The sequence below is a fragment of the Aquimarina mycalae genome, from assembly GCF_029906345.1.
GTDB lineage: Bacteria > Bacteroidota > Bacteroidia > Flavobacteriales > Flavobacteriaceae > Aquimarina.
Window position 1 is genome coordinate 128,163 of the sequence record NZ_JARYGY010000006.1, and the last position, 11,058, is coordinate 139,220.

The 11,058-nt window shown below is 29.8% G+C and carries 12 protein-coding genes; 9 read left to right on the top strand and 3 right to left on the bottom strand.

Features of this window, described 5'->3' with window-relative positions:
- Window positions 1–108: 108 nt before the first annotated feature.
- Window positions 109–735, top strand: a complete 627-nt coding sequence (locus tag QBK95_RS15075) for a LysE family translocator (protein WP_280935254.1) — start codon at window positions 109–111, stop codon at window positions 733–735.
- Window positions 736–790: 55 nt separating this feature from the next.
- Here the strand turns inward: QBK95_RS15075 and QBK95_RS15080 are convergent, their stop codons facing one another.
- Window positions 791–970 (bottom strand): hypothetical protein, encoded by a 180-nt coding sequence (locus tag QBK95_RS15080; RefSeq protein WP_280935256.1) that lies wholly within the window; start codon window positions 968–970, stop codon window positions 791–793.
- 216 nt (window positions 971–1,186) lie between these two features.
- Here QBK95_RS15080 and QBK95_RS15085 point away from each other — a divergent pair, with 216 nt between their 5' ends.
- From QBK95_RS15085 to QBK95_RS15095, 3 genes are all read left to right on the top strand, one after another.
- Entirely contained in the window at window positions 1,187–2,053 is an 867-nt protein-coding gene (locus QBK95_RS15085; protein WP_280935259.1) for a hydroxymethylglutaryl-CoA lyase, read from the top strand.
- Between the two features lie 483 nt (window positions 2,054–2,536).
- Window positions 2,537–2,764 carry a hypothetical protein gene (locus tag QBK95_RS15090; RefSeq protein WP_280935260.1) on the top strand — a complete coding sequence of 76 codons (228 nt, stop codon included), beginning with the start codon at window positions 2,537–2,539 and terminating at the stop codon, window positions 2,762–2,764.
- 63 nt (window positions 2,765–2,827) lie between these two features.
- The gene (locus tag QBK95_RS15095; RefSeq protein WP_280935261.1) at window positions 2,828–3,073 is read left to right on the top strand and encodes a hypothetical protein; all 246 of its coding nucleotides are present in this window, start codon (window positions 2,828–2,830) and stop codon (window positions 3,071–3,073) included.
- Window positions 3,074–3,177: 104 nt separating this feature from the next.
- On the opposite strand, the gene QBK95_RS15100 is transcribed toward QBK95_RS15095, so the two are convergent.
- Both QBK95_RS15100 and QBK95_RS15105 read right to left on the bottom strand, forming a co-directional pair.
- Window positions 3,178–6,027 (bottom strand): CHAT domain-containing protein, encoded by a 2,850-nt coding sequence (locus tag QBK95_RS15100; protein WP_280935262.1) that lies wholly within the window; start codon window positions 6,025–6,027, stop codon window positions 3,178–3,180.
- Entirely contained in the window at window positions 6,017–6,439 is a 423-nt protein-coding gene (locus tag QBK95_RS15105) for a hypothetical protein (RefSeq protein ID WP_280935264.1), read from the bottom strand. Before QBK95_RS15105 ends, QBK95_RS15100 begins: the two co-directional genes overlap by 11 nt.
- Before the next feature lie 75 nt (window positions 6,440–6,514).
- On the opposite strand from QBK95_RS15105, the gene QBK95_RS15110 reads away from it, so the two are divergent.
- The 5 genes from QBK95_RS15110 to QBK95_RS15130 all read left to right on the top strand — a co-directional run bounded on the left by QBK95_RS15110 (window position 6,515) and on the right by QBK95_RS15130 (window position 11,046).
- A complete protein-coding gene (locus QBK95_RS15110; RefSeq protein ID WP_280935266.1) occupies window positions 6,515–7,081 on the top strand; it encodes an RNA polymerase sigma factor in 567 nt (188 codons plus the stop codon).
- Window positions 7,081–7,878 (top strand): hypothetical protein, encoded by a 798-nt coding sequence (locus tag QBK95_RS15115; protein ID WP_280935269.1) that lies wholly within the window; start codon window positions 7,081–7,083, stop codon window positions 7,876–7,878. The genes QBK95_RS15110 and QBK95_RS15115 overlap by 1 nt, the downstream gene beginning before the upstream one ends.
- Before the next feature lie 84 nt (window positions 7,879–7,962).
- A complete protein-coding gene (locus tag QBK95_RS15120; protein ID WP_280935271.1) occupies window positions 7,963–8,424 on the top strand; it encodes a heme-binding domain-containing protein in 462 nt (153 codons plus the stop codon).
- Between the two features lie 181 nt (window positions 8,425–8,605).
- Window positions 8,606–9,838 carry a DUF4856 domain-containing protein gene (locus tag QBK95_RS15125; RefSeq protein ID WP_280935274.1) on the top strand — a complete coding sequence of 411 codons (1,233 nt, stop codon included), beginning with the start codon at window positions 8,606–8,608 and terminating at the stop codon, window positions 9,836–9,838.
- Between the two features lie 20 nt (window positions 9,839–9,858).
- Window positions 9,859–11,046, top strand: a complete 1,188-nt coding sequence (locus QBK95_RS15130) for an imelysin family protein (RefSeq protein WP_280935276.1) — start codon at window positions 9,859–9,861, stop codon at window positions 11,044–11,046.
- Window positions 11,047–11,058: the final 12 nt, after the last annotated feature.

Here is an 11,058-nt window from a genome sequence, read left to right on the forward strand (position 1 = left end):
TGACTTTTCCCTAATTTGTGATAATAATCTTAATATGAATTGATTTTAAAATGATATGTATATTTTTGAGCTGTCGGTTATATATACAAAACCTTACAAAAAACAAGAATGAATTTTGAAATCCTGTACACTTTTATAATTGCTACAACTGCATTATCTATTTCTCCAGGGCCAGATAATATATATGTGTTGATGCAAAGTATTGTTAATGGTAGAAAATATGGACTTGCTACTGTTGCTGGTTTAATATCGGGTTGCCTGGTACATACTACCTTGGTTGCTTTTGGGGTATCTGCTATTATTAAACAAAGTGAAGTGTTGTTTTTTATTATAAAATTATTGGGTGCCTTGTATTTATTCTTTTTAGCTTATAAGGTTTGGAAAAATAGTGCGGCAATAGAACTTTCTGCCAATTCTGTGGAGAAAAAAAGCTTAGGGCAATTATTTAGGCAAGGATTTATTATGAATGTATTAAACCCCAAAGTGTCTATTTTTTTTCTAGCCTTTTTCCCAGGTTTTTTATTCAGTACAACATTAAGTAATGCAACACAGTTTTATGTACTCGGTTTTTTGTTTATGAGTGTATCTTTTTTGGTATTTGGTTTGATAGCTTTGGGAGCAGGATATATATCTGATTATATTAAAACGAATTCTAAGGTAGGTGTATTCTTAAAATGGTTGCAGATTGTCGTATTTATTGGGATAGGAATTTTTGTACTCTTTTCAGAAAAATAAAAGTTATTTTAATTATAAAAAGGCTACTTAAATTTAAGTAGCCTTTTTATGAAGTTTATAGAACATTACTATCAGAATCATCGTATTCTTCATCGTAAATACAACCTAATCCACTCCAAGTATGTCCTGCAAGTTCACATTCTATTGCTGCAGCAAGATTCCCACCATTAATAGATTTTAATCCATTTTTATTCAATTTTTGTACTCCATCCAATTTTAAAATGTTTTTCAGCATAATTTTTGTTTTAAATTATTAATATGTATTATGATTCAAGTATTGAATCTTTATAAGTATGTTCAACAAAAAGTAAAATGTTACTATCAAAAAAAAACTTATTTTAAATAATAGGAATTGTAGTCTTTCTCGGAATAAGAATTTTTGTCCTCTTTTCTGAAAAATAATCATATTTTTATACTCTTAATTGAACTTCTTTTAGACAGAAGCTAGTAAATGACAGAAAAAATAAAAATTATTGAATGTCCGAGAGATGCTATGCAAGGTATCAAGGACTTTATTCCTACAGAAAAAAAGATTCAGTATATACAATCTCTATTACGTTGTGGGTTTGATACGATAGATTTCGGAAGTTTTGTGTCTCCCAAAGCAATTCCGCAGATGGTAGATACGGCTAAAGTTTTGGATGGATTGGATCTATCTTCTACAGAAAGTAAATTATTAGCAATTATAGCTAATGTGCGTGGTGCCAATGATGCCGTACAGCATAAGGAGATTGATTATTTGGGATACCCTTTTTCGATCTCAGAAAATTTCCAAATGCGTAATACACACAAAACCATTGCAGAATCTGTCAATACACTGCAAGAGATTTTAAACATTGCGGATAAGTATAATAAAAAAGTAGTAGCGTATCTATCTATGGGTTTTGGTAATCCTTATGGAGACCCTTGGAATGTAGATATCGTTGGGGATTGGACGGAGAAACTTAGTAATATGGGAGTGAAGATTTTATCTCTATCCGATACGGTAGGTACTTCTAATCCTGAAATTATAGATTATTTATATGCTAATCTGATCCCAAAATACCCAGAAATCGAATTTGGAGCACATTTACACACCACACCAACAACCTGGCACGAAAAAGTGGATGCTGCTTATAAAGCAGGTTGTCGAAGATTCGATGGAGCCATTCAGGGATTTGGTGGCTGCCCTATGGCAAAAGATGAACTTACAGGTAATATGCCAACCGAGCAAATGCTATCATATTTTACAACGGTAAAAGCAGATACTAATGTTAAAATGATGAGTTTTGAATCTTCTCATAATGAAGCTACCAAAATATTCTCAATGTATCATTGAAATTAGATACAATAAACTTTCTATTATTTTTTAAATGTAAAAAACTGATTTTAAGAAACTTATGATTTTTTAAGATCCAAAACCTTTCTTTTTTTTATTTTTTAGGGTAAGAATTCTCTTTGATTCATACATATAAGTGTTTACTAATACAGATATATGAATGAATTACTTTTTTACGCACTAATACAATCTATTATTTTCTCTTTTGGAAAGAATGAAATGAATTTTCGATTACTTTCTTCTGAAAATTATTTAGGTATTAAAAAACCACGGAAACATTAGGTTGTGTTTAGATGGTAGGTACTGTGATGGATAAACCTCAGTGGTTATTACATTTCAATTGCCGAAGTAATTTTCAATACTAGAAAATAAAAGAAGCTTATAAAATATTAGCTTTTTTAAAAATATTCTTGCAAGAATAGACATAGGCTATGAGTGTCTCTAATTGTTCGTGGTAAAATCAATTTTTTAAATTTTATAATTATGTTAAAAAACATTTTAGAATTAAATGGAGTTCAGAAATTAAATAGAAATCAACAAAAGGTAGTTAATGGTGGTGGACTAATAGGGGTTCATCCTGATGATAGTTGCGGTCAGTGTGGTGTTTGTAAGCCTTTTGAAGAGTGTGTTGCTATATTTTGTGGTCCAAATGGTCCTTTTGGAAGCACTACACAAGGTACTGCTTGTAAAGTTGTTATTGGTCATAAATAATCACAAACTGTAAGTACTTCAAAATAGTACTATAATACAATTAATTTCAAATTTTTCAAGAGTATGATTAATAACATTTTAAAATTGGATGGAGCTCAAAAGTTGAGTAGAAATCAGCAAAAAAAAGTGAATGGAGGAGGATTTAATATAGGAGGTGTACCTATTGGTTCTACTTGCGATTTTAATTCATTGGCTTCTTGTTTAAATGTGTGTACAGGTTCTGGAAAAACTTGTGCTTCCTGCGCCGACAATAATCCAATTTCAGGAACTTATGAATGTAGAGTAAGTGGTTTTGGCGTTATAGGTTAAATCATTTATTACGCAAATCAGAATTGATTTAGGTTAAAATCTAAATCATAATATTAGATAAATAGAGAGCAAGCAGTTTAACTTGCTCTCTTTAATTTATCAAGTTACTTTTTGTAAATACGCTTTCGTAAAAACATGAATATAATAGTAATTATTAAGAAAATCAGTAGTGAAATTGTTATGGTATAACTTAGGTTCCACTTATGATTAAATAATGGGTTTGTATCACCTATAAGTATAAGAGAAGCCCAATAATATGGAGATACTTCAGATCCGGAATGATTTTTTAAATAATTGATTTTTGCAGTATGTAGAGCTTCCAATTTAGAAGCTCCTAGGTTTATATTTTTGTAAAAGTCACGTATAATAAATTGCGAAGATTTATCATCAACATTCCATAAAGAAGACACCGTGCTTTGCGCTCCTCCATAAAAAAAACTTCTAGCTAAACTCATAACTCCTTCTCCTGTTTCTATTTTTCCAGTAGTGGTATTGCAAGCACTTAAAACTACTAAAGAAGCATTATTTGGATATAAGCTTAGTTCATCTACATACATTTTTTGATCACTAAACGCGATCCAAGGAGCAATAGAATCATTAGCATCTGCATGAGTTGCAAGGTGAATAATATTAGTTTTCCCTAGAATACCAAAAAAAGAATTTTTAGTTGCTTTTTTTTCTAGAAACGATTGGCCATTAAAATACTTATTAAGAATATTAACTTCTGTTATACTTTCTGTTAATTCTTGTAGTTCTGGATCGTCAAAATATACAGGAGCAAAAGCAGAAAATTTTTGATTTGATATTGTATGCTTATTTTTATTTCTTTCATGAAAAATATAACTATATCGATAACTTATTTGATTATGGTATATGAGATAATCATCTTTGCCAACGTCTTGTGAAACAATCAAACTCTCAAAAGGTATCTTGTTAAGATAGTTATCCGGTATAATGATAACTTCCTTATTTTTTAGAAAATGCCGAATCTCTATAGGGAATAAGGTAGTGTAAATTTGATGAGATAATTTATTGTTAGAAACCTTAGTATCTATTTTTTTTAAAGGTTTAGATACTCCTAATAGATATTCTTCTACTGTAGTTTGTAAAGAATTCAAGTCTTGTAATTCGAATATTTTATTTTCTTTTTTAGTAATTAATATTCCATATCCGATGTTTTTATTCGGATAAACTCCAAAACCATCGTCAATGTTAATATGATATTCTAGAACAGCTTGGTTTGGTTTTAATGATTTTTGAAGATCTTTAATCGTATTTTTTTGATCTAATTGAAATTTTAAAGGTTTCAATTGATTCATTTTTCTTTGTAAGATTTCTATAGAATCAATTGTAGAAATTATTTGATCTACTTCGTTTTCTAATTCTAATAAAGAAAGTTTTTGTTGAAGTTTTTTTTCCGTATTAATAAGTTCTAATGGTAATTTTGAATTTTGAAAAGAGTTGAGGTTATGGATTTCTTCTGTAAGTAACAACGCTTTGTTTTTTTCCATAAAAGCAAATACTAAATCATTGTTTTTTGATGATTTAGCAGCTCGTATCGCTCTAGTGTATAATTCTGCAGCTTCTTTACGCCATAAGAATTTGGAGTTTTGAAGTGTGCTTCGGGATTGATATTGATCAAAAGTATAATCTACTAATTTGTAATATACAAGTGCACTATCTATAGAGCTTTTATTGTTAGTTTTTTCAAAATCTAATTCATATGCTTCTCCTACCCATCTTAATATAGGCCACAAATTATCGTTTTTTAAATTTTCCTGTATGATAGCTTTTTTTTCTGATTCAGATAAACTATCAAAACGATGACCTGTTAGGGAAAATAAAGACTTTTTTAAACTTGTTAAACTCAGGTTTATCTTTTTTAAATGTGCATAATTAAGACCAAAATTTGCCTGTATTATAGAAGCTGTGTAAGTATCATTTTTAGGGCATACTAATGATGCTTTCCGAACATATTCTATAGCTTTTTTGGGAGAAACCTCATCATGTAATCTAGCTAAATCTATGTATGTTCTGGCTAATAAAGCAGAATCTCCAGTCTTTAGAATTAATTCTTTAGCTTCATTGAGATATCTCTGCCCTTTTTCAATATTTCTTGTGATGTAATTAGAGTAGTATTGTCCGATTGCCCTTTTAAGATCTATTAATTGAGAATCTCTTAGTGTTATTTCTTTTGATAAACTATCTGCGAATAATAAATTTTTTAGAGATTTTTGAGCAAAAAGTTTAGAATTTAATTCGGTATAAGAATCGTAAGATTTTATATAATTACTAATTAGGTTGGAATACTCTTTTTTTTCCTGGAATAATCTGGCAGCTATTTCATAGTTTTTTACAGAAAGAGCATAATCTCCTAAGTAATATAAGCAATTCCCTATTTCTGTATAGGATTTATTAAACCAATTATTTTTAAGCGGTATTTCGGTTACTTTTTTATAATTATAAAGGCTTTCTTTATACCTTTCTAGTTTAAAGTTAAAAAATGCAAGTCGATATAACTTTTCTTGTAACGCAGCATTAGTTCCATTATGATATTTTATAGAAAGGGAGAGAGCAACTAAGGCTTTAGATGCTCTCTTATTATAATTCTTAATGTCAATGTTATTATATCTTTTTTTATAGTTCCAATTCCAATTAGCATATTTACTAGCGATAGTACTAACAACTACAGAATCTTTTTTTAATACGTTTTTCTGTAATAAAGAATCGATCTTTTTTATCTTTTCACCTTCAGAAATAGATAACTTTTTAATGGATTGATATATCTCCACATTTTTTTGTAATAAAGAATCAATATTTTTCCTTTTTTCCTTTTCTGCAATTGATAATATCTTGGCAGTTTGTTGTATCTCTTTTTGACTATATGCCGAGATAAAACAGAATAAAAATAAAAGAATGATTGATTTCTTATTAACAATAAATTTAGTCATCATCAGTGCTTACTTCTCCATTACCTTCATGATTTATTTTAGCCATTACACCTGATGTGTGGCATGGATAATTATCCTCTCCTAAAAAAAAGAACCATACCTCATAATCTTTTTCTACTGATTCAGGAAATATCCCTAATACTTCATCTAAACCGTGATCACGATAGAATTCTTGTCGTATTTGTTCTCTACGAGCAAAATCTTCTTGCGCATTTCTGTTCCAATACACAGTGAACTGTTGTTGACCACAATAGTCTTGGTCAAAACGGATGTTTTTTGTCATGGTATTGAATGTATTTATAGGAACCAATGTAGTCTTTAGATTATTTGATTCTATGTATACTTCGTTTTTATCAGTAGAACACCCCAACATAAATACTATGCATACAATTAAGATTAATTTATCTGTTTTCATAATTAAAAATTTGATATTAATATGTTATTTTGCTCCTATGTTCTATAAGATTCATAATCTTACCCTTAGTTATTAATGATTAAACAAAAAGACTTAGAATACCTCGAAGGATTGCGAAATGGCAATACAAAAACCATTCATGCAATTTATAATGTTGTTTTTCCAAAAGTAAGGGATTTTATTCTTAATAATAGGGGAAAACATCAAGACGCCGAAGAAGTTTTTCATAATGCACTATTTCAATTAACAATTAGATTGAAAATAAGTAATATTGAAATAAAATCATCTTTTGAAGCTTATTTGTTTACGGTGTGTAAAAACCTATGGAGAAAAGAATTAAATGTTCGAAAAAAATGGGTAAGAAAAGAAGAGTTCCTGACACTTAAAGCTGAAGAATATGATCATAGTGAAGCAATTATTGCACAAGAAAGATGGGAGTTATTCGAGAAAAAAATAGAGTTATTATCTCCTAATTGCAGAGAATTGTTAAAAGCATATTTCAAAAAAATACCATACGCTGAGATTATAAAAAGGTTTAATTATTCATCAGATAATGTAGCTTTTCAACGTATTTTTAAATGTAAAAAACAACTGGCAGATTTAATAAAGAAAGATAGTAGTTATAAAAAACTAAAGATGTGATGGGAGAAGAAATGTATATGAGAATTGAAAAATATCTTAGTGGCTCCATGTCTACAGAAGAAGTTATACAATTTCAGGAAGAAATGAATGTCAACCCTAGTTTAGATGAGGAGGTTGGGTTATATAGAGCAATTAATCTACATTTATCAAATACTGTGGATGAAGATACTTTATACAGTACAAAGTATAAAAGTGAATTAGAAAAGTATATAAAAAGTAATGAAGGAAAGAAAATAAAAGAAAATTTATTGAATGCTAGAACAGAACAACAATATAACCTAAAACCAGGTAAATCAAACAAACGTTTTCTATACTTTTTGGTTTCCACCGCTGCCGCTATAGTTTTTGTTTTTATTTTTTTATTTATGAAAAAATCGGAGCAAGAATTGTATGCTGAATATTATAAGGTAGAAGAACTTCCTTCTTTTGCTAGTAGATCTGCTCAACCCACATTATTATCAACAGCAAGAACCAATTTTAGAAAAGCAAATTTTGAAGAATCTTTATTGAATTTTAATGAATATATAACTGCTAATACAGAAGATTTAGATCCTCTTGTGTATATATATACGGGTCTTATTTATGCAGAAAAAAATAATCTAAAAAAAGCTTTAGAGCAATTAACATTACTAGAAAAATCCGATACTTTAGACAGTTCTCGATCTTTATGGTATAAAGCACTTATTTTTTTGAAATTTGAAAAGAAAATTCAAGCTGAAAATATGCTGCATCTAATTTTGAAAGATTCAAACAATTTTAAATATAATGAAGCAAAAGAGCTTTTGGAAAAAATATAAAAATTCACTCCAGAAAATATTTTTTTTGCAAAAATCAAAGAACCTAATTAATTACATATTATTATATAACCTCGATTAAATAAAATGAAAAGCGTATTTAAAAAAATTGGATTATTAGTATTATTAGCATTAATTGTAATGCAATTTATAAGACCAGATAAGAATGAATCAGGGTATGAATCTGTTGCTTTTTTTGAAAATGAGGTACAACCAACACCCGAAATAAAAGAATTACTGAAAAGTAATTGCTACGATTGTCATAGTAATCAAACAGTATATCCATGGTATGCAGAAGTGGCACCAGTATCCTATTGGTTAGCGCATCATGTAGATGAAGGCAAGGAACATTTTAATGTATCAGATTGGCAACAATATTCTGATAAAAAGAAAGATCATAAATTAGAAGAGCTAATTGAAGAAGTAGAAGAAGGAGAGATGCCTTTGGATTCTTATACCTGGATTCATGGTAATTTGGAAGAATCAGACAAAGAATTACTGATCAAATGGGCACAAGAATTAAGAAAAAAATACACTTCTAAAGAATAAACACTTAGAACTTTTTTGCTTTAGGTACGATGTAACAGGGTTTTATCCAAAGTTTTTTCTTTTAAATATCCTTGAGTCTTAATTTTATTTAGATTTATTACAAATAAAGTTTGTCAAATATATTTTGATGTATATATTTGCATCCGAACAACTATTTGTAATAAGTCTAAATAAAAAAGCAATGAAATTTAAGAACACAATCAAAATTAACTCTTTATTATTTTTAGGAGCTACCCTAATGGTTTCTTGTTCATCAGATGATGATGCAGGTGCGCCAAATATTGATGAACCAGCTACATATGTGTTCGAACGTAATGGAGAAAGTACGGTAAGCTTTAGTGGACAAACTACTAGAATTGCAATGGCCGAAGTGATTATCGATGAATTAAAAGATAATATGCAAACCGAAGCAGTTCTGGACGCAATGTTTGATCATCAAGAAGGAGCTAATGATTTTGAAGATGTAGATCTTAATGCATCCACTAAAAGTGTACGTAACAAAACAGCAGCAAGTAGAGATTTTTTTTCTGCGAATACCGTAAATGCAGCAGCAATCAAAGCTGATTTTGACGGATGGATTAAAAGTCAAGTTGATGAGGTATTCCCTAATTGGGCAATAACTGCTACAGCAGGTAATCCAGGAGTTTTACAAGAAGGAGGAGCAAATGGCGCAAATAGATATGTAAATGCAAAAGGATTAGAGCTAAATCAAGCCTTTGCAAAAAGTTTAATCGGAGGGTTAATGACAGATCAGGCGTTAAATAATTATTTAGGAACAGCCGTTCTTGATGAAGCTGATAATGTAGATAATAATAATAATGAAGTTGTAGCTGATGGAGAATCTTATACTACAATGGAGCATAAATGGGATGAAGCTTATGGATATTTATACGGAGCTTCTGCTAATACTGCTAGTCCTAATGCTACCATAGGAGATGATGATAGTTTCCTTAATAAATATATTGGTAGAGTAGAAGATGATGCTGATTTTGCTGGTATTGCTGCAGATATTTATAATGCGTTCAAATTAGGTAGAGCAGCAATTGTTGCTAAGAATTATACAGTAAGAGATCAACAGGCGGCTATTATTAGAGAAAAAATATCTCAGGTAATTGCGGTTAGAGCTGTATATTATTTACAACAAGGTAAGACAGCTTTAGAAGCTGGTACAATCGACTACGCAAGTGCATTCCACGACCTTTCTGAAGGGTTTGGGTTTGTATATAGCTTACAATTTACTAGAAGATCAGATAGCAATACACCATATTTTACAAGAACTGAAGTTCAGGATTTGATTGATGACCTAATGGGTGGAACAAATGGTTTATGGGATGTTACTCCTGCAACTTTACAGACATTGTCAGAAACTATTGCAGCTAAGTTTGATTTTACAGTAGAACAAGCTGGAAGCTAAAAAAATAAACAAAACATAAAATGATAAAAAAAGAGGAAGGAAGTTATAGCATTTCGACCTCTTTTTTTACATTTGCAAAAAATTTATTAAGAATAAATAAAAATAAGATGAAGAAGTTTCGGTTTTTAATCATTGTATTAGTTCTTGTTATAGCTTCCTGTTCTTCAAGTGATGATGGTACAGGAACAGTTGATAATTTTGATCGAAAAGCTATGTTAGAAAATTTAGCAGATAATATTATTATTCCTGCATATCAAAAATTTTCTACTGATTTAGCAGCATTGAAAACAGCAACTTCTAATTTTGTGAGTACTACAGATGAAGCTAATTTGGTTTCTTTAAGACAGGCTTGGTCTACCGCATACATTTCTTGGCAATCGGTTAGTATGTTTGAGATAGGAAAAGCTGAAGAATTACTTTATAGAGATTTTTTAAATGTATATCCTGTAGATATAACCAATATTGAAGCTAATATTTCTACAGGAACTTATGATTTAAGTTCGGTATCCTTGCAGGATGAACAAGGATTTGGAGCCTTGGATTATTTGCTTAACGGTTTGTCTGATTCTGATGCTAGCACTGTTGGTTTTTATACGAATCCTACAAGCGGAAGTAACTACGAGAATTATCTTGTAGATGTAGTGGATAGAATAAGCAATTTAACATCTGAAGTGGTAGGTGATTGGACTGGAAATTATAGAGATACTTTTGTTAATAACAGTGGTTCTTCTGCAACTAGTTCATTAGATAAATTAGTGAATGATTTTATATTTCATTATGAGAAACATTTACGTGCAGGAAAAATTGGTATTCCTGCAGGTGTGTTTTCAGGGAATCCTCTAGATGATAGAGTTGAAGCACTGTATAAAAAAGACTTATCAAAAACCCTATTTAATGCGAACCTTAGTGCATTGCAAGATTTCTTTAATGGTAAGCATTTTAATGGTAGTGTTAATGGAGAAAGCTTAAAAACATATCTTGATAATAGAGATAATAAAGAGTTGGCCGTGATGATTAATAATCAGTTTAATTTATCTAGAACTGCAGCTGCTGGATTGAATGATGATTTTTCAGAACAAGTTCGTACAAATAATAACTTAATGCTTGAAACATATAATGAACTTCAGAAAAATGTAGTTTTCCTTAAAGTAGACATGCTTTCAGTTATATCTGTTAATGTAGATTTTGTAGATGCAGATGGAGATTAAATTTGTTTTTTG